The organism is Embleya sp. NPDC020630 (genome assembly GCF_044334985.1).
Classification (GTDB): domain Bacteria; phylum Actinomycetota; class Actinomycetes; order Streptomycetales; family Streptomycetaceae; genus Embleya.
Genome location: NZ_JBIRUB010000010.1, coordinates 223,200 through 246,309, shown reverse-complemented (window position 1 = coordinate 246,309; position 23,110 = coordinate 223,200). Strand labels below are relative to the sequence as shown.

Annotated in this window: 19 protein-coding genes; 10 read left to right on the top strand and 9 right to left on the bottom strand. The window is 71.0% G+C overall.

The annotated features are described in order from the left end of the window. The first annotated feature begins 179 nt into the window (after positions 1–179). Positions 180–530, top strand: coding sequence for a hypothetical protein (locus ACH4XV_RS30680; protein WP_395795438.1), 351 nt, complete (start codon positions 180–182; stop codon positions 528–530). Here the strand turns inward: ACH4XV_RS30680 and ACH4XV_RS30675 are convergent. Continuing rightward, positions 515–1,150, bottom strand: coding sequence for a response regulator (locus ACH4XV_RS30675; RefSeq protein ID WP_395795628.1), 636 nt, complete (start codon positions 1,148–1,150; stop codon positions 515–517). The two genes, ACH4XV_RS30680 and ACH4XV_RS30675, sit on opposite strands and share 16 nt — an antisense overlap. Further along, positions 1,150–2,370 (bottom strand): histidine kinase, encoded by a 1,221-nt coding sequence (locus ACH4XV_RS30670; RefSeq protein WP_395795436.1) that lies wholly within the window; start codon positions 2,368–2,370, stop codon positions 1,150–1,152. The genes ACH4XV_RS30675 and ACH4XV_RS30670 overlap by 1 nt, the downstream gene beginning before the upstream one ends. 109 nt (positions 2,371–2,479) lie before the next feature. Here ACH4XV_RS30670 and ACH4XV_RS30665 point away from each other — a divergent pair, with 109 nt between their 5' ends. The 3 genes from ACH4XV_RS30665 (at position 2,480) to ACH4XV_RS30655 (ending at position 6,813) form a co-directional block, all read left to right on the top strand. Beyond that, positions 2,480–3,277: an ABC transporter ATP-binding protein gene (locus tag ACH4XV_RS30665; RefSeq protein WP_395795434.1), complete on the top strand. Its 798-nt coding sequence runs from the start codon at positions 2,480–2,482 to the stop codon at positions 3,275–3,277. Continuing rightward, entirely contained in the window at positions 3,271–5,697 is a 2,427-nt protein-coding gene (locus ACH4XV_RS30660) for an ABC transporter permease (protein ID WP_395795432.1), read from the top strand. Before ACH4XV_RS30665 ends, ACH4XV_RS30660 begins: the two co-directional genes overlap by 7 nt. 282 nt (positions 5,698–5,979) lie before the next feature. Next, complete coding sequence (locus ACH4XV_RS30655; protein WP_395795430.1) at positions 5,980–6,813, top strand: serine protease; 834 nt, start codon at positions 5,980–5,982, stop codon at positions 6,811–6,813. Between the two features lie 302 nt (positions 6,814–7,115). Here the strand turns inward: ACH4XV_RS30655 and ACH4XV_RS30650 are convergent, their stop codons facing one another. Beyond that, complete coding sequence (locus ACH4XV_RS30650; protein ID WP_391585563.1) at positions 7,116–7,673, bottom strand: hypothetical protein; 558 nt, start codon at positions 7,671–7,673, stop codon at positions 7,116–7,118. A 468-nt stretch (positions 7,674–8,141) separates the two neighbouring features. On the opposite strand from ACH4XV_RS30650, the gene ACH4XV_RS30645 reads away from it, so the two are divergent. Continuing rightward, positions 8,142–9,626, top strand: a complete 1,485-nt coding sequence (locus tag ACH4XV_RS30645; protein ID WP_395795428.1) for a glycosyl hydrolase family 18 protein — start codon at positions 8,142–8,144, stop codon at positions 9,624–9,626. Between the two features lie 207 nt (positions 9,627–9,833). Then, a complete protein-coding gene (locus ACH4XV_RS30640; protein WP_395795426.1) occupies positions 9,834–10,418 on the top strand; it encodes a snapalysin family zinc-dependent metalloprotease in 585 nt (194 codons plus the stop codon). A 143-nt stretch (positions 10,419–10,561) separates the two neighbouring features. Here ACH4XV_RS30640 and ACH4XV_RS30635 read toward each other — a convergent pair whose 3' ends face one another. Both ACH4XV_RS30635 and ACH4XV_RS30630 read right to left on the bottom strand, forming a co-directional pair. After that, positions 10,562–11,437, bottom strand: coding sequence for a hypothetical protein (locus ACH4XV_RS30635; RefSeq protein WP_395795424.1), 876 nt, complete (start codon positions 11,435–11,437; stop codon positions 10,562–10,564). A gap of 10 nt (positions 11,438–11,447) precedes the next feature. Continuing rightward, positions 11,448–12,011, bottom strand: coding sequence for a papain-like cysteine protease family protein (locus ACH4XV_RS30630; protein ID WP_391585567.1), 564 nt, complete (start codon positions 12,009–12,011; stop codon positions 11,448–11,450). Positions 12,012–12,174: 163 nt separating this feature from the next. Between ACH4XV_RS30630 and ACH4XV_RS30625 the strand changes: the two genes are divergently transcribed. The 3 genes from ACH4XV_RS30625 to ACH4XV_RS30615 all read left to right on the top strand — a co-directional run bounded on the left by ACH4XV_RS30625 (position 12,175) and on the right by ACH4XV_RS30615 (position 15,787). Beyond that, complete coding sequence (locus ACH4XV_RS30625; RefSeq protein WP_395795422.1) at positions 12,175–13,107, top strand: carbohydrate kinase family protein; 933 nt, start codon at positions 12,175–12,177, stop codon at positions 13,105–13,107. Between the two features lie 131 nt (positions 13,108–13,238). Continuing rightward, positions 13,239–15,374, top strand: coding sequence for a trehalose-6-phosphate synthase (locus tag ACH4XV_RS30620; RefSeq protein ID WP_395795420.1), 2,136 nt, complete (start codon positions 13,239–13,241; stop codon positions 15,372–15,374). Positions 15,375–15,508: 134 nt separating this feature from the next. Then, the gene (locus ACH4XV_RS30615; RefSeq protein WP_395795418.1) at positions 15,509–15,787 is read left to right on the top strand and encodes a hypothetical protein; all 279 of its coding nucleotides are present in this window, start codon (positions 15,509–15,511) and stop codon (positions 15,785–15,787) included. Positions 15,788–15,956: 169 nt separating this feature from the next. Here the strand turns inward: ACH4XV_RS30615 and ACH4XV_RS30610 are convergent, their stop codons facing one another. Further along, positions 15,957–16,283 carry a hypothetical protein gene (locus tag ACH4XV_RS30610; RefSeq protein WP_395795416.1) on the bottom strand — a complete coding sequence of 109 codons (327 nt, stop codon included), beginning with the start codon at positions 16,281–16,283 and terminating at the stop codon, positions 15,957–15,959. Positions 16,284–16,388: 105 nt separating this feature from the next. On the opposite strand from ACH4XV_RS30610, the gene ACH4XV_RS30605 reads away from it, so the two are divergent. Further along, entirely contained in the window at positions 16,389–18,371 is a 1,983-nt protein-coding gene (locus ACH4XV_RS30605; RefSeq protein WP_395795414.1) for a hypothetical protein, read from the top strand. A 99-nt stretch (positions 18,372–18,470) separates the two neighbouring features. On the opposite strand, the gene ACH4XV_RS30600 is transcribed toward ACH4XV_RS30605, so the two are convergent. The 3 genes from ACH4XV_RS30600 to ACH4XV_RS30590 are packed head-to-tail and all read right to left on the bottom strand — an operon-like array spanning position 18,471 to position 22,739. Then, positions 18,471–19,523, bottom strand: a complete 1,053-nt coding sequence (locus ACH4XV_RS30600) for an isocitrate/isopropylmalate family dehydrogenase (RefSeq protein ID WP_395795412.1) — start codon at positions 19,521–19,523, stop codon at positions 18,471–18,473. Beyond that, positions 19,520–21,502: an aconitase family protein gene (locus ACH4XV_RS30595; RefSeq protein WP_395795410.1), complete on the bottom strand. Its 1,983-nt coding sequence runs from the start codon at positions 21,500–21,502 to the stop codon at positions 19,520–19,522. The genes ACH4XV_RS30600 and ACH4XV_RS30595 overlap by 4 nt, the downstream gene beginning before the upstream one ends. Next, the gene (locus ACH4XV_RS30590; RefSeq protein WP_395795626.1) at positions 21,486–22,739 is read right to left on the bottom strand and encodes a LeuA family protein; all 1,254 of its coding nucleotides are present in this window, start codon (positions 22,737–22,739) and stop codon (positions 21,486–21,488) included. The genes ACH4XV_RS30595 and ACH4XV_RS30590 overlap by 17 nt, the downstream gene beginning before the upstream one ends. Between the last annotated feature and the right edge of the window lie 371 nt (positions 22,740–23,110).

The following is a 23,110-nucleotide window of genomic DNA, read 5'->3' as shown; positions in this document are numbered from 1 at the left end:
CGTTGGCGCCGCGGCGAGGTGTGTGACCGTCGCGGCGACGTCGTCCGGGGCTGGGAACCGGCCCGGGGCGGTGAGTTCGCGGTGGAGGTTCGCGTCGGCGGCGTCGGCCGGTTCATGTCGGTGTCGCATCGCGTACAGCGCGACCCCCGCGAACGGCGCGCTCGGCCGGCGTGCTGCCGATGCCGATGATGCGCCCGTTTTCGGACGCCGACGGACCGGCCGGCCGCATGATCGTGGTCGCCGCCACCAACTGCACCGAACCCAGCGCCCCTGTATGCGACCTCCTCGCCACCTGGCGGGACGAGGGGCCGCGCGACTTGCGGCTGCGCCTGGATCGCGGCGTGCGGGACGGCGACCTGCCGCTGGACACCGATACCGAGGCTGTCGCCGCGTACTACACCGCCGTGAACCAGAGCCTGTCCATCCGCACCCGAGACGCGCAGCCGCCGTGCAATCGCCGGGCGACCGGGTGGGCCGGGTGTCCTCGACGTGCCGGCCGCGTCGCGCGGGTGCTTCAGCCGCGTAGGTAGGCCAGGACGGCCAGGACTCGGCGGTGGTCGTCGGGGGCCGGTGGGAGGTCGAGTTTGGTCAGGATGCTCGCGATGTGTTTGGCCACGGCGGCCTCCGTCACCACCAACGCACGGGCGATGGCGGCGTTGGAGCGTCCCTCGGCCATGTGGGCGAGGACCTCGCGCTCGCGCGGAGTCAGGCGCCGCAGCGGATCGCGCCGACGCGCCAGGAGTTGGCGGACTACCTCGGGGTCGACCACGGTTCCGCCCCGGGCGACGCGGATCAGGGCGTCGGCGAACTCCTCGACATCGCCGATGCGTTCCTTCAGCAGATAACCCATGCCGCCCGAGGCGCCACGCGCGTCGAAAAGCTCCTCCGCGAAGGTCTGCTCGACATACTGGCTCAGCACCAGCACGGCCAACGACGGTATCGCCGCCTGGAGTTCGCGCGCGGCGCGCAGCCCTTCGTCGGTGAAGTCGGGTGGCATGCGCACGTCGGCGATCACCACATCGGGGCGATGCTCCCGCGTGGCCGCGATCAGCGAAGGACCGTCGCCCACTGCCGCGGCCACTTCGTGGCCGAAGCGCTCCAGCAGGCCCACCAGGCCCTCACGCAACAGCACGGCGTCCTCCGCGAGCACTACTCTGAGGCCGGACACGGGATCTCCACTCGCAGCAGGGTCGGGCCACCCATCGGGCTGGACAACAGCATTCTGCCGTCGAGGACCGCGAGTCGATCGACCAGACCCGTCAGCCCAGTGCCCGCCTCCGGGTCGGCACCGCCCGCACCGCCGTCACGCACCTCCAACGCCAGCAACCCGTCGGCCACCCGCCCGCGGATCGTGCACCGTTGCGCACCGCTGTGCTTGGCCACGTTCGTCAACGCCTCGCACACCACGAAATAGGCGGTCACCTCCACCGCCGTGGGCAATCGCCCGGCCACTTCGACATCGACGTCGACCGGGACCGGCGAGCGCCCCGCGACATCGCGGACGGCGGCCGGCAGTCCCCGTTCGGTGAGCACCTGCGGGTGCACGCCGCGGATCAGTTCACGCAGGTCGGTCAGCGCCGCCCGCGCCATCTCGTGTGCCTCGTGGACCTCACGGGCGGCGGGTGACCCGGGCGGCAGGTCGAGCGAGGCCAGGCCCAACTTCATGCTCAACGCGACCAGGCGTTGCTGCGCGCCGTCGTGCAGATCGCGCTCGATCCGCCGGCGCTCCGTCTCGAACGCGTCGACCAGACGCGCCCTGGATCGCACCACCTCGATCAACTCCGCCTCGCGAGGCGCGAGCACGGCACGCGTCATCGTCGCCCGCACGCCCGCCCACGCCGCGATCAGGAACAGCGCGACGGGCAGCAGTACGACCCCCGCCAACGGCAACACCACCGCCATCCACAACGGCGCCGTGGGTTGCAACGGCGCCGAGACCAACAGCCCCGGAATGACCAACGCCACCGACGCGATGCCCAGATCCACCCACCACAGCGCGAGCAACGAAACCAGCGCGTAGCCCAGTTCGCGCCGCCCGGCGGGCTCGCGCAGCCGCGCCCGCACACCGCCCGACCGCTCCGGCGCCGCGAGGGGAGCGCCGATGAGCCGCAGCCGCCACCGCTCGAACGGTGCGGCGGCGACCGCCATGCACGCGAGCGCCACGAGCCCCAGCGACGCGGTGAACACCGGGCCCACCGATGTCTCCCACGTCGCGACGCCGACGGCCACGACCGACGTCACGGTCACCACGACGACCGCCCCGACGACCCAACTCGCCCCGAGATAGGACAGGGCACGCCATGGCGCCGGGGACACCAGGAAACGCACCGGTCGCCGACCGATCGAGTCCCACGAGGCTTGCGCGAACATACGACGACGTTAACCGGCGTCCGACGGCCGCGTCGGTAGTGCCAGGGCTAGTCAGGCTCTCGCCCTGGCACCAATGTGCCGGGCGTTCGCCGACGGTTTCCTGGAGGGCATGACCACAGCGCCCTCCACACCGACATCCACACCGACATCCACACCGACGGGCCCGGCCGTGCGCCTGCTTCGCGTGACGAAGACGCACCACGCGGGTGCCCAGCGGGTCATCGCGCTCGACGGCGTCACCCTCGACTTCCCGCGCGGCACGCTGACGGCGGTGATGGGCGCCTCCGGCTCGGGCAAGTCCACGCTGTTGCAATGCGCGGCGGGCATCGACCGCGCCGACGGCGGCGAGATCCGGGTCGACGGGGTCGACGTGCGCGCCCTCGACGAGCACGGGTCGACGCTGTTTCGGCGCTCGCGCGTCGGCTTCGTCTTCCAGTCCTTCAATCTCGTCTCCGCGCTCACCGCCGAGCAGAATGTCGCCCTGCCGCTGCGCCTCGCCGGGCGCCGCCCCGACCCGGCGCGCGTCGCGGCGGCCCTGGCCGAGGTGGGGCTCGCGGATCGCGCCCGCCACCGACCGGCCGAGTTGTCCGGCGGGCAGCGACAACGCGTCGCCATCGCCCGCGCGTTGATCACCCGGCCCGCGGTGGTGTTCGCCGACGAGCCGACCGGCGCGCTCGACTCGAAGGCATCGCGCGACGTCCTGCGCCTGCTGCGCGAGGTCGTCGACGCGCACGGCCAGACGGTGGTGATGGTCACGCACGACCCGACCGCCGCCGCCTTCGCGGATCGAGTGGTACTGCTCACCGACGGCCGCGTGGCCGACGAGATCCATCGCGGCGCCGACGGGGCCGGCATCTCCGCCGAGACCATCGCGGCCCGCATGGCGTGGCTGGAGGAATTGTGCTGACGCTCGCCACCATGCGGGCCCGGTGGGTCTCGTTCCTCAGCTCCTTCGTGGGCCTCGGGCTGGGTGTGACGATCCTCGCGACGACGGGCGTGGTCCTGCTGTCCTCGGGCCCCGAGACCCCGGAGCGGTTCGCGGCCGCGCCGGTGCTCGTACGCAGCGGCGAGGCCCGGCCGCAGGCGCCGCCGTTCGACGACGGCCCCCCGTGGTCGGCGGAACGGGCGCGGCGGCTCGCGGATCGACTCGCGGCCGTGCCCGGAGTCGGGCGCGTGGTGGTGGACCGTTCGTTCTACGCCCAGGTGGTGATCGGCGGGCGCCCCGCCGGCGATCCGCGGTCCGACGATCCGCTGGGGCACGGTTGGTCGAGCGCCGCGCTCGCGGCCCACGCGCCGGTCGCGGGGCGGCCACCCGTCGCCGACCACGAGGTGGTGCTCGACCGCCGGCTCGGGCCGCGCCCCGGCGACACGGTGACCGTGCTCACCGCGTCCGGACCCGCGCCCTACACGGTGTCGGGCCTCGTCGACGGCCCCGGCATCTACCTGACGGACGGCCGGGCGGATCGACTCGCGGGCGGTGTACGCGTGTTGGGCCTGCTCGCCGGCGCCGGTGCGACGCCGGACCCGGCGGCGGTGCGGGCGGTGGTGGGCGCGGAGGGGCGGGTGCTCACCGGCTCCGACCGCGCCGAACTGGAACCGGGCCACGCCGCGTTCACTCGATGGGTGGGCCTTCAGGTGCTCTCCGCCATGGCGGCTCTGGCCGCGTTCACGACCGTGTTCGTCGTGGCGTCCACGTTCGCCCTCTCGGTCGCGGGGCGTCGACGCGAGTTCGGTCTGCTGCGCACCATCGGCGCCACGCCGAAGCAGGTTCGACGCGCGCTGTTCGCGGAGGCGGGCGCCGTCGCCGCGCTCGCGGCCGGGCTCGGGGTCGTGCTCGGCGGAGTCCTGTCTCCCCGGTTCGCCGGCGTCCTGGTCGATCTCGGGTTCGAACCCGAGGGCTTCACGGTCGAGGTCGGCGTGCTGCCCCTGGCCGGCGCGTTCGTGCTCGGCATGGTCGTGGCCATGGCGGGAGTGTGGTCGGCGTCCCGTCGCGCCGCGCGGATCGCGCCCTTGGAGGCCCTGCGCGAGGCCGACGTGGACAACCGGCCGATGTCGCGGGGGCGCGTCGTCGGTGGGCTGTTGTTCGTGGCCCTCGGCGTGGTCTCGGCGGCGGTCACGGCGACGGCCGACCCCCGGGCGCTCGCGGATTTCGGGCTGTATCCGCCGATGGCCCTCATCGTCGGGCTGACCATGCTCGCCCCGGCGGTGGTGCCTCCCGTGGTGCGGGTGCTGACATGGCCGTTGTCGCGAGGCGCCGGGGCGATCGGGTTGCTCGTACGCGAGGGCATGCTGACGGCCGTGCGCCGCACCGCCGCCACCGCGGCGCCGGTGCTCGCGACGGTCGGCCTGGCGGTACTGATCACGGGCATGGTGGCGACCACGGCGCAGTCCTACGAGGCGCGGCGCGCGGCGTCGGTGCGAGCCCAGCGCGTGATCGTGCCCGATGACACCCCGGGCCTGACGGACGCCGCGGTGGCCGAGGTGGCGGGCACCCCGCTGACACCCACGACCGTTTACGGCGACAAGGACGCGGTCGTCGAGGCGGCGGGTGTGGTCACCGACGAATTCGCCGCCGTCGGCGACCGGGTCGAGGTTCGGCAGGGCTCCCTCGCCGAGTTGCGCGGCCCCACCACGATGGTGGTGTCCGAGAGCGCCGCCGCGCGCCTGGGGTGGCGACACGGCGGCGACGCGCGGGTGACCTTCCGCGACGGCGCCACCGAGACGATGCGCGTGGTCGCCGTGCTGGCCGACCGGTCGACCCCCTACGACGTCCTGTTCCCGCGCGGGACCGTCCGCGCCCACGATCCCTCGGCCCTGACGGCGGCCGTCTTTCGCACCGGAGCCGATCCCGCGCCGGCGCCGCTCGGCGGCAAGGAGGTGAGCGTCGCCGCCTACGCCTCGTCGGCCGACGCCGAGGAGCAACGCCTCGTGTGGATCTTCACCGTGCTGCTCGTGGTGGTCTCCGTCGGTTACACGGCCATCGCGATCGCGAACACCCTGATGATGGCCACCGCCGATCGGCTGCCCGATCTGCGCGTCCTGCGCCTTTCCGGCGCGACCGTCCGCCAGGCGCTGTGCGCCATCGCCGCCGAGTCGGCCATCGTCGTGACCATCGGCACGGCGCTCGGCGCGGTCGTCGCCGTGCCGTCGCTGCTGAGCCTGCGTTCGGCGCTGAGCGATCTCGGCGGCACCTCGGTCCCCTTGGTCGTGCCGTGGCCGCTCGTCGGCGGCGTCATCGCCACATGCCTCACGGCCGCCCTGGCCGCCTCCGTAGGCCCCGCGTGGATGGCCCTCCGCCCCAATCGCCACCGAATACCCGCAGGATGAAGCGACATCGGCGACTTGGACTTCACGGGTCGGGCCCCGAGATCCTCGCCGCGATCAACCAGGCCGGCAAGCACCACCGGCGACGGTTCGTCGTGTTCTTCCTCCGCTCACGACAAGACGCAACGGAGGGGCTTCGGGCGGGTGTGGCAATGGTCGGCGTGCGCAAAGAAACAGCCAACTCACTTTGCTCACTTGTCCCTTGGGTGTCGAAGCCTCAACAATGCGCATGCACCACACAATTGCGCTCCTTCATCGTCCCCACCCTCAAAAGGGGAACCTCACATGAAGAAGTCCCTCGTCGGCGCACTCGGCGTCGTCTGTGCCCTGCTGTTCGCGATCGCGGGCACTGCACCCGCCGTCGGTGCCCCGCCGGCCACCGTCAAGGCGGTCAACTTCGCCGGTACGGTGGCGCTGAGCAACTGTTCGGGATCCGTGATCCGGATGCCCAACTCGCAGCCGGGCGACCCCGCGCTCGTCCTCTCCAACGGCCACTGCCTCGAGACCGGATTCCCCGGTGCCGGGGAGGTCATCACCGACCAGCCGTCGTCCCGCACCTTCTCGCTGCTCGGCGCCTCCGGTTCCAGGGTCGCCACCCTGCGGGCCCACAAGGTCTCGTACGCCACGATGACCGACACGGACATCTCGATCTACGAACTCACCCAGACCTACGCGCAGATCCAGAGGTCGTATGGGATCAGCGCGCTGACCCTCAACGACCAGCACCCCGTGGCCGGTTCGGCGATCAAGGTGGTTTCCGGGTATTGGAAGCGGATCTACAGCTGCAACGTCGACGGCTTCGTGTATCGCCTGAAGGAGGCGGACTGGACCTGGAAGGACTCGGTCCGCTACACGTCGTCCTGCAACACCATCGGCGGGACGTCCGGCTCCCCGGTGATCGACACGACGACCGGCAAGGTCGTCGCCGTCAACAACACCGGCAACGAGGATGGGGCCACCTGCACGGAGAACAACCCGTGTGAGGTCGACCAGAACGGCAACGTGACCATCCATCAGGGCATCAACTACGCCCAGGAGACGTACATCATCGTGCCCTGCATAGGTATCGGCAACAAGGTCGACCTGAGCCTGCCGGGCTGCACCCTGCCCAAGCCCTGACGCCCATCCACGGAGACGGCCGCGGTTCCGGTCCGTCGATACCACCGCACCTCGTGAGCCCTGCGTGGCAGGCGGGGTGCGGTGGTCGGGGACCTCGGCGGCGATCCTGGTGGCGGTCGCGTTCGTCGTCGGGGGTGTGTGGGCGGCGCTCGGGGTGACGGTGGCCGCCGCGTCGGCGGGGGCGGGGTGGTGGCTGTGGTGCGCCCACCGCGCCGCGCGGGTCGAGGACGAGCGGTGGCGACACCAGGACGCCGTGGCCGCGGGGCCCACCGCGTCGGCTGACCGGGTGAGGTCGACAGCTCCTACGGGTTGGACATCACGTAGCCCTCGATGCGTTGGAGGACGTAGCCCGCCGAGATCGCGGAGTCGATACTTGCCTGCGTGGCCACGGTCAGGAAGTCCTGGCGACCCGCGTGCCAGTACAGGTACAGCGGCACCCTGCCGGGGCCCGGAGTCGCATAGAGCCAGCCCTGGGTGCGGATGTAGGTGTACCCGGCGGCGGCGACCGCGTCGAGGCTGTTGATGTCGGCCACACTGGCGTTGTCCTCGCGGCCGGCGTGCCAGTAGAGCTGGAGCGGGACCGTGCCGGCCTCCGGGTCCGCGTAGACCCACGGCTCGTATCGGATGAGCAGGTAACCGGGCGCGGCGCTTTGGTCGTCGGCCGGGGTGGCGGCGGTGAAGTTGTCCCCGCGCTGCCACATCCACCACAGCTTCAGCCGGTACACACCGCCGCCCGCGTGCGCTTGCGCGGGCGCCGCGCCGCCGGGGCCGACCAGTGCCACCGCCGCGAGCAGCACGGCGGCGACCGACAGGCGCAGGACGCGCAGCGGACGTAAGCCGGGATATGCCTTCCGGGACATGGAGTCGTCCTCCTCGATCGCCTTCGCCGAGCCCGTACCCGACGGCTACTGAAAAGCGTGCCGGATCCCCGTGGTCGTTCGGTAGCCCCGGCCACGTGTCCGGAGGCCGTACAACGCCCAACCCTGATCGCGCCGACGCGCTGCGGCCGGGGGCATGGTGCTGCACGCCGCGGGTGATGGACGCCACGGGCGCGAACCGGGCGGACGTTGACCACGAACCGCCGAGGTTCGTTGAACACGAGAGACTTTGGTCCAGACCAATCTGGTGCAGACCATTGACCGGTGGTTCGGGCCCTTCCTAGGCTCGGGCAGCCGCGACGGGGTGTGTCGTAGCTCTCGACACGCCTACGTGGCGACGCAGTCCCCGTACGTTCGGACCGAGTTCGAGGAGTTCCCTTGAGCACAGGCACCGCACGACCCGTCACGCACCCGCGAGACCCCGATCGGCCGGGCACCAGGCGCGGTCGTATGCTCATCGCTCTGCTCACGGCCCTGCTGTTGCCCCTGGGCGCCCTGGTCGCCCTGACCGGGCCGGCCCATGCCGAGGGCGTCGGCGGCTCGGAGACGTCCGACCGGACGTCCGACCGGGGCCGGGACCGGCCGCCGACCGCGCCGGGCAGGCCCCACGCGAGCCACGTCACCGATACGTCGGTCACACTCTCCTGGCGCGCGGCCAGGGACGACCGGGGCGTGCGGAACTACGACGTGCTCCGCGACGGCGTCAAGGTCGCCACCGTTCGGCACACGTCCTATGTCGACCGCGGCCTCAACACCGGAACCGGCTACACCTACACCGTCGTCGCGCGCGACACGAGGGATCAGGTCGGTCCCGCAAGCGCTCCCGCGAAGGTGCGCACCACCGGCGAAGCGAAAGTCAAGCTGGGCTACTTCACCAATTGGGGCCCCTACCTGGCCAAGAACATCGACACCTCCGGCACGGCTCGCAACATCACGCACATCAACTACGCGTTCGGCAACGTCGTGGACGGCAAGTGTGTGGTCGGCGATCCCTGGGCCGACTACCAGAGGCCGTACACCGCCGCCGACAGCGTCGACGGTGTCGCCGACACCGCGGAGCAGCCGTTGAAGGGCCACTTCAACCAGCTGCGCGAGCTGAAGAAGAAGTATCCGAACATCAAGGTCCTCTACTCGTTCGGCGGCTGGACATGGTCCGGCGGCTTCACCCAGGCCGTGCAGAACCCGGCCGCGTTCGCCGAGTCGTGCCACAGCGTGGTCGAAGACCCGCGTTGGGCCGACGTGTTCGACGGTATCGACCTGGACTGGGAATACCCGAACGCGTGCGGGCTGACCTGTGACGCGAGCGGCTTCGGGTCGATCAAGACCCTGCTGGACGCCACCCGTGCCCGCTTCGGCGCCGGCGCCCTGGTCAGCGCCGCGATCACGGCCGACGCCGCCCCGGGCGGCAAGCTCGACGTCGCCGACTACGGCGGCGCCTCGGGGGCCGTGGACTGGTACAACGTCATGACGTACGACTTCTTCGGTCCGTGGATGGCGCAGGGCCCGACCGCCCCGCACTCGCCGCTGACGTCGTACCCGGGTATCCCCGTGCCGAACTTCGACTCGGCCGATGCCATCGCCAAGCTCCGGAGCAAGGGCGTACCCGCGAAGAAGCTGCTGCTCGGCATTCCCTTCTACGGCCACGGCTGGACGGGCGTCACCCAGAGCGAACCGGGCGGCACCGCGACCGCGCCCGCGTCCGGTGACGGCAGCTACCGCGCGCTCAAGGTTCGTTGCCCCGCCACCGGGTTGGCCGGCGGCACCTCGTACGGCCACTGCGGCAACGAATGGTGGGGCTACGACACACCGGCCAGCCTCGCCGTCAAGACGAAGTGGGCCAAGGAACAGAAGCTGGGCGGCGCCTTCTTCTGGGAACTGAGCGGCGACACCGACAACGGCGAACTCGCCGCAGCCCTCAACGGCGGACTGGGATAGCCCGCCCACCCGACACAGGCCGCGGCCGGCCCCGCCCGGGCCGGCCGCGACCGAGGTTGCCGTTTCCGCGTGGATGTTATGGCCGACTGGTATGCCTGGAAACCGACGAGGACGCACATACTCCCATCGAACGAGTCGACAGGTCGCCGAACATCCAAGGGGCCTGTGCCTCGCCACGCCACGGACAAGTCGAGCGGAAGGATGTTCATGCCCCACTCCAAGTGGTTCGCGGTGGTCGGGACCGCCGCGGTCGTCACCATGGTCATGGCGCCTGCGGAGCAAGCCGCGGCCGCGCCGCCCAACGCCGCCGCCCCGAACGGCGTTTCGGCGGCGACGACCCTCTACTACGACGACTCCCGAGCCGGTGGTTGGGAAGCGGCCATCACAGCCGGAGTCGCTGCCTGGAACGCGAACGTCACCAACGTGAAGCTGGTGAAGGCGCCGCCCGGTACCCGTGCCCAGATTCGGATCACCGCCACCAACGGTTGGCCGCAGGCAAGCCTGGGCCCGGTCCGCCCGGGTGGGCAGGCGTGGGTGGAACTCGGCAGCCAGGCGGTCGACCAGGGCTACGACAAGACCCGCATCGCCGCCCACGAGATCGGCCACAACCTGGGCCTCCCGGACACCAAACCGGGTCCGTGCTCCAAGCTGATGTCGGGCTCCAGCGCGGGAGTCGGCTGCCGGAACCCCGTTGCCGACGCGGCCGAACGGTCCCGGGTCGAGTCCGCCTACGGCGGCCGTACCGCCGCGCAGACTCCGACCACCGGCCGGGTCATGGTCGACGCGCCCTGAGGCCCCGCTTCGACGGCCCACCCGAGTCCGTGGGCGTCCGGCCGCACCACGGCCGAGGATGCCGCTCGAGCCACCCCGGCCCCCACCACGACGGCGTCCATCCCGAGGTGCCGGGAGTGGGGGAGGGGTGAGCCGGGTCGGGTTCAGCCGGTGTTGGCCCGTCGGCGCCGATGGAGGACGACGGCCCCGCCCGTGAGGGCGAGGGCCGCGCCGGAGCCGGCGAACAGCGGGGTGGAGGACGACGCTTCGTCCGTCGTGTGCCGGGGGCTGTAGCCGCTGGAGAACCCCTTTGTGTCGTACTCCGAGCCGGGTAGTTTGTCGGCGTAGCGGGCCTTGACCAGCTTCTGGTAGTCGCCGAGCGACACCGACGCCCGGCCGCCCAGCCCCTGCCGGGCCTGCTCGTTGAGCGGTTCGACGGTGTCGAGCCTGAGCTGGTACCAGCCACGGAGTTGCGGTTCGGTGAAGACGAGGGTGCCCACGGTTGCCTTGCCCGCATAGCCGGCGTCGCCGTCGCCGTCGCGGATGGCCGCCAGATGCCAGCCGCCGCCCTGGGTGGGGGCGAGCATGACGGTGGCGGTGCGGCCGTTGACGGTGGTGCTCAGCGAGGAGAGCAGGTTCGTCAGTTTGACGGCCTCGGTGGGCAGGGGCGGGGCCGTGCCCGCGACGAATCCGGCAGTGATCTCGTTCAGTGCCACCGGGTCCTTGATGGTGAACGCCGGGAGGCCCTGGCACGGTTCGGCTGTTTCGGGGATGGTCTGCACCGTCCCGGCGGTGCCGGAGGGGATCGGAGTGCTCAGGAAGCGGCAGACCGAGTCGCGGACGGCGGTGGACTTCACCGCGTCGAGGGCCGCCCGGTAGTCGGGGATGTCGGCCGGGAGCGGGTCCTTGGCCGGGGCCGCGTGGGCCGGGCCGGCGACGGACAACAGGACGGACGCGCTCGATGCGAGGACGACGGACAGACGGGAGAAGCGAAAGCCGGTTCGTTTGCCGGGCGTTGTGGTGCCGATGGTGTCGCGCATGTCGCCTGCCTTAGCCGGAGATGCCGATGCGGGAGTGCGTCCACTTCGACGAGCTGTTGCTCACGTAGTCGGCGTAGTTCCACCACGTGTACGTGGCGGTGTCCGGCCATGGGTCGGCCACGGCGATCGTGTTGCGCGACGTGTCGAAGCCGTAGACCACGTTCATGTGGCCACCACCGGAGGTCCACCCGATGCGGGCACCGACCGGCCGGGCCGCCTTGACCTCGGTGTACACCTGGTTGAACGTGGCGGCGCTGTTCAGGCCCGAGCCGGGGTGGGTCATGCCCAGGCTGTTCCAGCCCCTGGCCATGTCGTCGAGCGTGGCGGGTTGGTTGTTGCAGCCGTAGTAGGGCTGCGCGCGGGTGCAGAAGTCCGTCTGCGTGGAGCCGAAGCCCTGGAACTTGGCGATGGTCAGGCCGGAGGCGACCCAGCACCACTGGGTCTTCTCCTGCTTGTACATGGTGATGTTGTCCTGACCCGCTTCCGCGTGAGCAGGGCCTCCCGCGATCGCACACAATCCCAAGGCGGCCGGCACGATGGCCGTCGCCGCGATTCCGTACCTGAATCTGCCCATGTTGCTGCCTTCCCGTGACGAGACGAGCGGGGCGTTCTGGCACGGATATGACATCGCATCATGCTGCAGTCACATAGGGGTATTACGGCAATTTCATCCCAATAGGCTATTTGCCTGGTAATCGTATATGCACGCGATCTCTCGGGAGCGAGATGATGCGGGCATGGGTATCTCCGACGAACGTCGTGAAGTCCTGGTCGCCGGGGCGTACTTCGCCGACCTGATCTTTCGCGACCTGCCGGGCGAGGCGGCCGTGGGACGCGAGACGTTCGCCGGCGGCTTCGAAATGTTGCCCGGCGGCGCCTTCAATCCGGCATTGGCGCTGCACAGGCTGGGCAACGACGTGGTGTGGGCCACCGACTTCGGCGACGACGAGTTCAGCCGACACGTCCTGGCCGGGGCCCGAGCGGCGGGGTTGGACGAGTCCGGATTCCGCCACCACCCCGGGCCGCTGCGCAGCGTCACGGTCGCGCTGTCGTACGCCGCGGACCGGGCCATGGTCAGCTTCCAGGACCCGTCGATGCCCCGCCCGGTGGACGAGTTGGCCCGTGCGTACCGGCCGCGGATCCTGGTCCTGCCCGAACTGCGGTACGGCCCGGGCGTGGCGGCGACACTGGGTGCGGTACGCGCGACGGGCGCGTCGGTCTTCATGGACTGCCAGGACGTTCCGGTCACGCTGGAGACGCCGACCGTGCGCGAAGTCCTGGCACAGGTGGACGTCTTCGCGCCCAACGTGGACGAGGCGCTACGGCTCACGGGGGCCGCCACGGCCGACGACGCGGTCGCGGCTCTCGGCGAACTGGTCCCCACGGTCGTGATGAAGCGCGGTGGACACGGCGCGATCGTCCTGCGGGACGGGCGTCGGTTCGCCGTTCCCGCGGTGCCGGTTCGGGTCGTGGACACCACCGGCTCGGGCGACTGCTTCAACGCCGGATTCATCCACGGCCTGCTCGCCGGCTGGGACATGACCCGGTGCCTGGCGGCGGCGGTGGCCTGCGGATCGGCGGCCGCCACCTCGCCCGGATCGCGCGGGGCCGTCACGGTCGGCGAACTGTCCGCGTGGCTCGCGATGGTCGAACCCGTGACGTCGATCTGAGCACGACAGCGCGCGCCCGCCGCCCGACCGCGCTCCGGAGCCCGTGGGCGCGTCCGGCTTCCCGGCCGTCAGGGACGCGCGGTTCGCACACGGGGTATCTGGTGGCGTCCGTATCGAATGGGGGAGCGCCGGTGAGAGTCCTGGTCACCGATCTGGACGGTACGTTGTTGGGCGGGACCGACGGCGAGCGCCTTCGGCTGCGCCGGGTTCTGTCGCGCCACCCCGAGATCACGGTGGTGTTCGCGACCGGCCGCGCACTGCCCTCGGTGCGTCGGGTGCTGGACGATCCGCTCGTGCCCAGGCCGCGGTGGATCGTCGCCGACGTCGGGGCCACCGTGGCCGACGGCACGGACCTGAGCCCGGTGGCGGACCTGCAGTCCCGATTACGCGAGGGCTGGCCCGGTGCGGCCCGCGTCCGTGCGGCGCTCTCGGGGTTCCCCACCCTTGCCTACCAGGAGGGAGTGGCCCAACAGGGGCGGTGTTCGTTCGAGCTGCCCCCCGAAGACCTGACCGGGGAACTCACGCGCGCGGTGGGCGCGCTGGGATGCTCGTGGGCGTACTCGGCCGATCGCTACTTCGACGTCCTGCCTCCCGGAGCGGGCAAGGGCGCCGCGGTGCGGGCGCTGGCACGGCGGCACGGCTGGGCGTGGGACGACGTCCTGGTCGCCGGCGACTCGCTCAACGACCTGTCGATGTTCGAGATCGGCGCGCACGGTGTGGTGGTCGCCGGCTCCGAGCCCGGTCTGGACCGGGCGCTCGCCGGCGACGAGAAGGTGTACCGCGCCGAGCAACACGGCGCTGCCGGCATCCTCGCCGCACTCGCTCACCTGGGCTGGACGGAGCCCGGGCACGCGGTGGTCGTGGGCTATCACCGCCCACCCCGGGAATGGACGTCGACCGGGTGGCGGCCCCCGGCGAGCCCGAACGGGATCCTGCCGACGCTGTGCGCGGTCCTGGGCACGGAACACGCGGACGCCCGCGACGTTTCGGCCCTGTGGGTGGCCGGATCGGTGGCCGGACAGACGCCGCCCGATCCGGAGCCGAGGGCCATCGGTCCCGGTCCCGGCCCCGGCCCCGCGCTGTCGCTGGAACCGTTCGACGTCTCGACGTGGTCGGCGTACTTCCACCGTGCCTGCAAGGAGACGCTGTGGCCGGCGCTGATGTCGCAACCCGAACGCATCCGCTTCGACCACGCGGCCTGGGACCGGTACCGCACCGTGAACCGCCGCTTCGCCGAACATATCGCCGACCGGGCCGCGGAACGGGGCACCGTCTGGCTGCACGACTACAACCTGTGGCTCGTGCCGGGACTCCTGCGCGCACTGCGACCCGATCTGCGCACGGGCCTGTTCCACCACACACCGTTTCCCCCGGCGTCGGTCTTCGCCGCGCTGCCCGTCGCGGCCGAGGTGCGCGCCTCCCTGACGGCGCTGGACTGGGCCGGATTCCAAACCGTGCGTTTCGCCGGCAACTTCCGGGCCACACTGGGCAGGACCCGGGTCACGCCGAGCGTGGGCGTGCACCCGTTGGGCGTCGACCGAGACGCGATCGACGCCCGGGTCCGGGCCAGAGCACCCCGCTCGCCGTCCGCCGCGGGCCACGTGGTCCTCGCGGTCGAGCGCCTGGACTACGCCAAGGCCCCTGAGCGCAAGGTCGACGCCGTCGGCGCACTCCTCGCCTCCGACCCGGACCTGCGTGGCCGCCTGCGCTTTCGCCTCGTATGCCCCCCACCGGAGCCCGGCATCGTCGTCCACGACGAGACCCGGGCCGCGCTCGAACACCGCATCGCCGACATCAACGACAGGTTCGGCAACACGACCTGGCAACCGATCGAGTACCACCCGCGAAACCTGCCCTTCGACGAGATCGTGGACCACTACCTCGCCGCGGACGTGTTCTGGGTGACATCGCTCCAGGACGGAATGAACCTCACCGCCAAGGAATTCGCCGCGGCGCAGTCCGCCGCGCACGGATCCGGGGTCCTGGTGCTCTCCCGCCACGCCGGCGCGGCCGAGGAACTGGCCTGCGGCGCCCTCCTGACGGATCCTCACTCGCCTGCGGACCTCGTCCGGGTCCTGCGCCGGGCCCTGCGCATGCCCCGACGGGAGCGCCGCGCCCGCATGATGCGACTGGACGCGGCCCTCGGCCACGACCACCCCCGCCATTGGGCGGCCGGGATCATCGCCGCCATCCGAGGCCACGCCCAACCGGCCCCCACCACCATCGCGTTCCCGACCGGGCCGGGTCCGGGGCCGCGATCCGCGTGAACGACCTGCCCCCGCGATCGTTCTCGCACCCCGCCTCACGACCTGCGGAAGTGGAAGGTTAGTCTCGCCCCATCGGTTTTGAACGTGTTCAAAACCGATGGGGGCGGACTCCGCGACGAGGGGTGGTAGCGCGCATGGTGCACGACGTTTCGAGGACTTCCTTCCACCCGGACACTCCGCTCTGGCTCGGGCTCTTCTCCGTGGCCGGGGTGATCTGCTGCCTGACATGGATGCCGGCACCCTTCGCCGGCGTCGCCGGCGTCCTGATCGGCATCGTGAACGTCCGGGAGTCCCGACGGGAGCAAGTCTCCCGGACCCGCTCGCTGTTGGGCCTGGTCTGCTCGATCGTCGCCTGCCTGTTCTGGATCTGGGTGATCTGGTTCAGCGGCTCGATGGACTCCGGCTACAACTAGCCCGGCCGGCGCGGCAACTCGGTCGGGGCGGGAACGAAGACGGTGTCATCACGGGGAATTCGGCAGCGCGAGGTGACGTGATGGGCCGCAGGGCGAGCGGGGACGACGAGGCGGCGATGTGGTGGGCGGGGCTACCCGCCGAGTCCGCGGTCCGGGGCGCGATCCGGCCTCAGGTGAGATCGAAGGTGATGTTCACGGAGCCATCCCGGCCTTGTGTCTCCGTGAGGGTGAGCGTTCCGTCCTTGGCCTCGTCGATGTGCACCAGGATGCCGCCGTGGTCCTCGCCGGGAAATGCGAGGGAGAAGTGTGGGTCCAGTTCCATGAGGAAGTCCCAGCCTTCACGCTCGGTCGTGTCCAGAGCGATGGAATGGCGGCCGGACGCGTGCCACGCGTTCGCGGCATCGACCGCTATGGTGATGTCGATCTCGTACTCACCGAGGCAGAGCGATGTGTTGGCCCACCACTCGAGACGTGCCGAGCCCACGAATCGGTCCATGAGCACACTATGCGCTCCGCCCCGAAGCGTGTGCCGCACCGGGCCTTGGCATAGAGATGGTTCCGTGGGCCGACAGTGGCGGGCCCGCGTCGGTATCGTCGCGGGGTGAAGGATGACGAGGGCGGCCGGGCGTCCGCGGCCGATCTGCTGCTCGCATACGCCGATGTGGAGACGGCCGCGCGGGTCCGCGTCCGTCTCGGGCTCCCGTCGATCGTTGGCTCCGAGGTCCGCAACGCCCCGGCCGACGCCCCGGCCGACAGCACGCAGTCGCCGCCGGGCGGCGCGGCAGGCCCGGACCCGGGCACCCCGTTGGCGGAATGGCTACGGAAGCTCAAGACCGGCCTGGACAGCAAGGCACTCGACGGACACTCCCGCAGCGACTGGGACTTGGTCGTCGCGGAGCACCTGCGCGAGCCATACCGCGTCGACATCGCCCGTCGGTTGCTCGTCCACCCCGACTGCCCGACGGACGCCGCCCTCGTCCTGGCCGCCGAGTCGCCGCTCGACGTCACCACGGCTCGCCGGCACACCGCGTTGTGCGTGGCGCTGGACCGGCGCGTCCTGACCGCCCGTCGACTCGCCTTCGAGGGCAGACCCGCGTGGCGTGCGCTCGGCACCCTGGCACGGCACGCGCGCGCCGTGTACGGGGAGCCCCACATCGCATCCCTCGGCCGCGTCGTGGACGAAGCGGCCCGTATGCTTCCGGGCCCCGACGCGGCCGCGTGGGCGTGGCTGGCGCAGCACGCCCCGGACTACCCGGGGACGTTCACCGAGTTGTGCGCGGACGCCGCAAGGGCCGCCGACCCTGACCGCCCCGGCGCCGGGGCGCCCCTCGTCCGGTCCGACCCGCCCGATGCCGACACCGCCCGTGCCATGTCGCAGCGTTGGGGCCACACGTCCCCGCTCGGACTGCTGGGCCGGCTTCCGCCGAAGGACGCCGCCGCCGTGCTCGCGGTGCTGCCCTCCGACGTCCGCGACGTGTTCAGACGGGTCGACGAGCCGCTTGCCGGCCACCTCGTCCTCGCGCTGATGCGAAACCCGGAGCTCGACGCGCGCGCCCTCGTCGCCCGCCTGATCCCCGACCGGGAAACGGCGGGCGTACTCCTGGCCAGGCACGACCGGCACATCAACGCCGCGCTGTTGGCCGAGTCGTCGGACGCCGCCACCCGGTATGCGGTCTTCGCCGCGACCCGCCGCGACGCGTCGCCTCGTGTGCGGCTGACCGTATTCGACCGCAGTTGGCTGAACGGGCCGTACAAGGACGGCTACTTGGAGGCGGTGCACGGGCATCACGCCGTGTTCCTCCGTAGGGTGCTGCTCCGCCGCGCCGACGACCTGGGTCCGGCGGGCGTGCTGCGGGGGCTGCTCAGCCTGTGGGAGGCACAGGGCCGAGCGGCGCTGCTCGACCCCCGGCTGCGGTCGCTGCCGGCCCGCTCGTCCACCGCGCGACAGGCCCGGCGGTGGGCCCTGAACGCACCCGACGGCCTGGCCCGGTTGCGGGCCGAGACCCTGCGCCGCGAGCATCCGGACGAACTCGTAGCCGCCATCCGCGAACGGCCCGAGCGCGCGGCGCGACACGTTCCGGATGCGTTCTGGCCCGCGGCCGTGGCGGCCCACGCGCACGAGCCGCTGCCCCGCGCGGCGCTGGTGCTCCTCGCCCGGCATGCGTCGTGTCCCGCCGAACTGCTCCGTGCGGCCGCGGACGTGGACGACGGGTTGGCCGTCGAACTGGCCGCCGGCGTGCGCGAGCACGCGCTCGCGGCACTCGCCGGGCCGCTGCCGCCCACGACGCGGGAGGCTCGTCTCGGACTCTGCTGGTTCGGCAACGCCCTCGCCGACGAAGTGCTCTCGGTCCGGGAGTTCGTCGAACTCGGCCACCCGGCGGCGCGGTTGCTGGAGGCACTCGCGGACCTTTCCGGCGTCTTCCCCGACGGGCACGCCGAAGCCTCGGCCGTGCTCGCCGAGCACGCGCGGGCGACGATCGCCGGCGACCCGGAGGCATGGGCGGTGGCCGTGATGCTGCTGCCGGACTTCAGCGGGACGGTGCCGGAACTGCTCGCGACGGCAGCGGCGGCCACGTCCACCTGACCGGCGCTCGCGGCCCACGACGTACAGCCCGGCGCAGGCATTGCACTGCTTCCGCATCGGTGAATTCGGGAGTGTGGCCTGAACGCACCGCCCCCGCGGTCAGGCCTGCGGCTCGGTCCCATCGTCGGCGAGATCCTTCTCCAGCCGCGTCATGACCTCCGCCATGAATGTGCCGGTGGTGCCGTGACCGCCCAGGTCCGGCGTGGCGGAGTCGGTCCGCGCCGCGGCGGCCAGCGCCCGGCGCAGCGGCGCCGCCGCCCGCGGGTGGCCGAGATGGTCGAGCATGAGGGCGACCGCCGTCGCCGCGGCATACGGATTGGCGATGCCCCGGCCCGCGATGTCGGGCGCGCTTCCGTGTACCGGCTCGAACAGGGCGCTGCCGGTCTCCGGGCACACGCTCGCGCTCGCGGCCAGCCCGAGTCCGCCCATGAGGGCCGCGCCGATGTCGCTGACGATGTCGCCGAAGAGATTCGAGGCGACGATGCCCTCGTAGGGAGAGGGGTCGCGCACCAGGTGGTAGCAGAAGGAGTCGACGTACTCCTCACTGCCCACAAGGTTCGGAAAATTGGCGAGTTCGGCTCGGAAGACCCCCTGCCAGAGGCGACCCGTGTGGGGGACGGCGTTGCTTTTGTGCACCAGGGTGACCCGTTCGCGACCGCTCTCGCTCAGGGTGCGCAGGCAATAGCGGAGGAACTTCTCCACGGTCTCCCGCGTGTATACGCATTCGTCGATGGCCACGGCCGGAAGCCTCCCGTGCGAGACGGTGCCGCCGACTCCGGCGTACAGGCCCTGGGTGTTCTCCCGGAACAGGGCGATCGCCCGGTCGCTGCCACGAGGGGTGAACGGCCGGTAGTTGACGTACAGGTCGAGGCCGCGACGAAGGCCCAGCAGAATGTCGCGACCATGTGCCATGTCGGGGATCCTGGGGTCGCCCAGGGCGCCGAGGAGGATGGCGGGGTAGTCGGAGGCGAGCAGGTCGAGCGCGTCGGCCGGCAGACCGACCCGTTCGGCCAGCCACCGCTCGGCGCCCCAGTCGAAGATGCGGTACGAGAGGTCCAACCCGAAGTGGTCGCTGAGGAGTTCGAGCGCGGGCAGCACGGCCGGGACGACCTCGCCGCCGATCCCGTCCCCGGGAATCACCGCGATCCTCATGTCCGCGCTCCGGTGGCGAGCATGTCCTCCACGGAGCTGAGCCGTCCCGCGATGGCGCTCGCCGCGACCACGTACGGGGAGGCCAGGTAGACCTGCCCGGGTCCGGACCGCCCGGGGAAGTTGCGGTTCTGCGCGCTGACGGTGACTTCGTCGGGCCGCTCCGAGACACCCGGCCCGGCGTTGATGCAGGCGCCGCAGGAGGGCGGCAGAACGGTGACGCCGACCTGCTCGAAGAGGTCGAGATAGCCGCGTTCGGCGGCGTGCTTCAGCACGGCCTCGCTGCCGACCTGGATATACGCGCGGACGTCGGCGGGTACCGATCGTCCCTGGTCACGGGCGAGCCTGAAGACGGCGGCGTACATGTCCATGTCCTCGGCCTTGCCGCCGGTGCAGGAGCCGCCGTACACCTTGTCGACGCGGACGTCCTCGCGCACCGACGCGAGCGGGACGGCGTTGCGCGGGTCTCCCGGCAGGGCGACCATGGGTTGGATCGAGCCCAGGTCCACGGTGACGGTGGAGTCGTACCGGGCGCCGGGATCCGGGGACGGTGCGGCGCCGGCGGGAGTCGCCGGAGTGCGGCGGGCCAGATGGGCGTGGGTGACGTCGTCGGCTTCGAACAACGCGGTCATGCCTCCCGCCTCCACCGCCATGTTGCACAGGGTGGCGCGTTCGTCCACGCCGATGGACCCCACGCCGGAGCCGGTGAACAGCAAAACCTTGCCCAGGGTCCGGCTCCCCTCGATCCCGGGGTGGACCAGCAGGCCGAGCATGACGTCCTTGGCGCAGACGCCCGGCCGCAGTGCGCCCTCGAGTTCGACCCGGACGACGGCCGGCACCTTCACCAGGGTTTCGCGGTTGTACCAGGCGTTGGCGATGTCGGTGGCGCCCACCCCGAAGGCCAGCGCGCCGACGGCGCCGGCCGTGCAGGTGTGGCTGTCCGTACCGATGATCACGTCCCCCGGGCGGGCGACGTGCTCCAGGACGTGGTTGTGGCAGATCGCCCGGCTGCCGCCATCCTCGCGAGGGCCGATGAAGTGTCCGCCGCCGAGTTCCGCGAACTCTCGTTGCCGGACCCCGAGGTCCTCGACCCGGGCGATGAGCCGGTCGCCGTTCTCCCGGCGCTTGAGGACGGGGGCGGCCAGGGAGAGGTGGTCTTGGAAGAAGTAGCAGGTGTCGGGTTGTTCGAGCCGGGCGTGCGGTCCGAACTGTCGCGTGAACATGCCCGCGGCCATGGGGGTGACGTACTCGTGCGAGAACCGGACGTCGGTCGTGACGAAGTACGACTCGCCGACGCGCACCGAGGCATTCTCGGGGAGCGGGTTGCGCGGTGACAGGGCACGCTGAAGGATCTTCTCCACGACGTTCAGCGGGCGGGCGGGCGCGAAGTCGGGCGCGAGGCCGCAGCCTTGGCGATTGAAGCCGAACAGGCCCCCGAGGTCGACGATGGCGCGCTCGATGGCGTTGGCACGTCGGGTGAACGCCGCGAGCGGCAGTTCCTCGCCGTCGAGGAGCGACTCCAGCAGGTCGAAGTCGGTGCAGGTGACGATGCCGACGTTGCGGCAATTCTGCTCGTAGATGCGCTCGAAGGACCGGGCGAAGACGACTTCGACGCCCGCGTACTTCTCGGCGTAGACGGCGTGTTCTCGGGAGGAGCCGCAGCCCTTCGCCTCGCCGCTGACGATGATTCGGGGTGCGAAGGACTTCAGGGCGCCCTCGGCGACCTTCTTGTCCCGCAGTCCCAGGTAGGCGTAGTCACCGAGCTTCTCGTCGTACCAGTAGCAGCACCAGCCCGGGATGATCTCGTCGGTGGAGATGTTGTCCATGAGCGGCGCGCGCAGCAGTTCGGCGACGCCGGGTACCGCACCGCCCGACAACTGGGCGGCCACGACATCGGTGTCCTCGGTCAGGACGAGGACGTTGCCGCGCAGGCGGATCCGGCGCTCCCCGGACCCGTCTCGGGGGTCACTCCGCGGTCGCAATGATCCGCCCTATCTGTTCGTCGGTGAGGGGAACCCGATGGGCCCTGGAGCCGTCCAGGATCTTCTTGAGGAGGGACGCGTCGGTGCTGTCGTAGCCGTGGACGGTCAGCCAGTAGCGGACGTTGTTGGTCCCCGACGCCCGATCGATCAGCACTTCCTGTTCGCGGCCCAGGTAACCGGCCGGGACGCTGGAGTACACGCTGTCCTTGACGAGCGTGTCGCCCTTCAGGTGCGCCTTGAGGATCGCGGAGGCGTGCACACCGGCACTGGTCTTGAAGACGTCCCGGCCCAGCGCGGGGTAGTTCTGCGGGATGTCCACATCGAGCACCTCCGCCGCGTACTCGCCGTACTGCCTGAGCGCCTTCAGGTCGTACGTTCCGTGTCCGTCGAGATGGCTGTTGACGATGAGCTGGTCCAGGGAGGCGTTCCCCGCGCGTTCTCCGATGCCCAGGATGGTGCCGTGCACCCGGGTGCAGCCCAGGGCCAGCGCCGTCAGGGAGTTGGCGAGGGCGAGCCCCCGGTCGTTGTGACCGTGCCACTCCAGGTCGACGGATCGTTGCCGGTTCCGGAAGTACCGGGAGGTCCAGTGCAGCAGCGCGGCCGTACCCTCCGGGCGGGCCGCCCCCACGGTGTCGCACAGGGTCAGCCGGGTCACTCCGGAATCGATCGCGGCGTCGTAGACCTGTCCGAGGACCTCCGGGGTGCAGCGCACCGCGTCCTCCAGAACCAGCACGAAGTCGACCTCGCCGTCGAGGCAGGCCGCGGCCGAATCGACGATGTTGCGTTGGATGCCGGCGATGCTCCAGTCCTCGACGTACTGCCGGATGGGGCTCACACCGACGAAGACGTAGGCGTCGACCGCGGTCTCGGCCCGGGCCGCGATCTCCCGGATCGCGGCGATGTCCGCGGGATGGGTGCGGCCGGCGTAGCCGGGGACGATCGGGTGTCCGGAAGCGATGATGTGCCGGGTCAGAGCCACGCATTCACGGAGTGCCTCAGGGTCGGACCCGGGGAATCCCAGGTCGGCGGATCGCACCCCGGCGCGAGCCATGTGGTCGACCAGGGCGCGTTTTTGATCCAACGAAGGATTTCTGATGTGGGGTGCCTGCACTCCGTCGCGGAGGGTTTCGTCGAAGAACGTTCCGGAGTACGCCGCAGGGTGCGGTGCGGCGTCGACGACCATGGTGTTCCAGTTGAACCAGATGTCAGGGCTCGGATACCCGCTCCGGCCGGTCATGCCGTTCAATTCGACCTCCTTTTCGATGGGGTGGGATCTTTGGCGGGACCGGAGTGGACACCAAGGGCGCCGGAGTATGCACCAGGACAGGATCCGGGACGCCCCCGCGGGGAATCAATGGTTCGAGACCTACCGGCCATTACACCGGCCGGAGATTATGCGGACGGATCACATCCGCTTTTCCGGGCCCGTCCTGTAGACAGGACAAAAGATTCCACGGCGAAAGCCGTGCCTGCGACGCATGCCGAGTTGCGTCGAATTCGCTTTCTCGCATCATGTTCCCAGGGGATCGGCCGGTCGGTGGAGCCGAGTTCCGGAACGGAGGATTCCGAATTCGGGGAATCATTCCGACGCGTCTTTACGAGGGAGCC

What these genes read in the sequence shown, in the direction of transcription:
- ACH4XV_RS30680 (WP_395795438.1), top strand. Translation starts at nt 180, where the DNA reads ATGCCGATGATGCGCCCGTTTTCGGACGCCGACGGACCGGCCGGCCGC.
- ACH4XV_RS30670 (WP_395795436.1), bottom strand. Translation starts at nt 2,370, where the DNA reads ATGTTCGCGCAAGCCTCGTGGGACTCGATCGGTCGGCGACCGGTGCGT.
- ACH4XV_RS30665 (WP_395795434.1), top strand. Translation starts at nt 2,480, where the DNA reads ATGACCACAGCGCCCTCCACACCGACATCCACACCGACATCCACACCG.
- ACH4XV_RS30655 (WP_395795430.1), top strand. Translation starts at nt 5,980, where the DNA reads ATGAAGAAGTCCCTCGTCGGCGCACTCGGCGTCGTCTGTGCCCTGCTG.
- ACH4XV_RS30650 (WP_391585563.1), bottom strand. Translation starts at nt 7,673, where the DNA reads ATGTCCCGGAAGGCATATCCCGGCTTACGTCCGCTGCGCGTCCTGCGC.
- ACH4XV_RS30645 (WP_395795428.1), top strand. Translation starts at nt 8,142, where the DNA reads ATGCTCATCGCTCTGCTCACGGCCCTGCTGTTGCCCCTGGGCGCCCTG.
- ACH4XV_RS30640 (WP_395795426.1), top strand. Translation starts at nt 9,834, where the DNA reads ATGCCCCACTCCAAGTGGTTCGCGGTGGTCGGGACCGCCGCGGTCGTC.
- ACH4XV_RS30635 (WP_395795424.1), bottom strand. Translation starts at nt 11,437, where the DNA reads ATGCGCGACACCATCGGCACCACAACGCCCGGCAAACGAACCGGCTTT.
- ACH4XV_RS30630 (WP_391585567.1), bottom strand. Translation starts at nt 12,011, where the DNA reads ATGGGCAGATTCAGGTACGGAATCGCGGCGACGGCCATCGTGCCGGCC.
- ACH4XV_RS30625 (WP_395795422.1), top strand. Translation starts at nt 12,175, where the DNA reads ATGGGTATCTCCGACGAACGTCGTGAAGTCCTGGTCGCCGGGGCGTAC.
- ACH4XV_RS30615 (WP_395795418.1), top strand. Translation starts at nt 15,509, where the DNA reads ATGGTGCACGACGTTTCGAGGACTTCCTTCCACCCGGACACTCCGCTC.
- ACH4XV_RS30610 (WP_395795416.1), bottom strand. Translation starts at nt 16,283, where the DNA reads ATGGACCGATTCGTGGGCTCGGCACGTCTCGAGTGGTGGGCCAACACA.
- ACH4XV_RS30600 (WP_395795412.1), bottom strand. Translation starts at nt 19,523, where the DNA reads ATGAGGATCGCGGTGATTCCCGGGGACGGGATCGGCGGCGAGGTCGTC.
- ACH4XV_RS30590 (WP_395795626.1), bottom strand. Translation starts at nt 22,739, where the DNA reads ATGACCGGCCGGAGCGGGTATCCGAGCCCTGACATCTGGTTCAACTGG.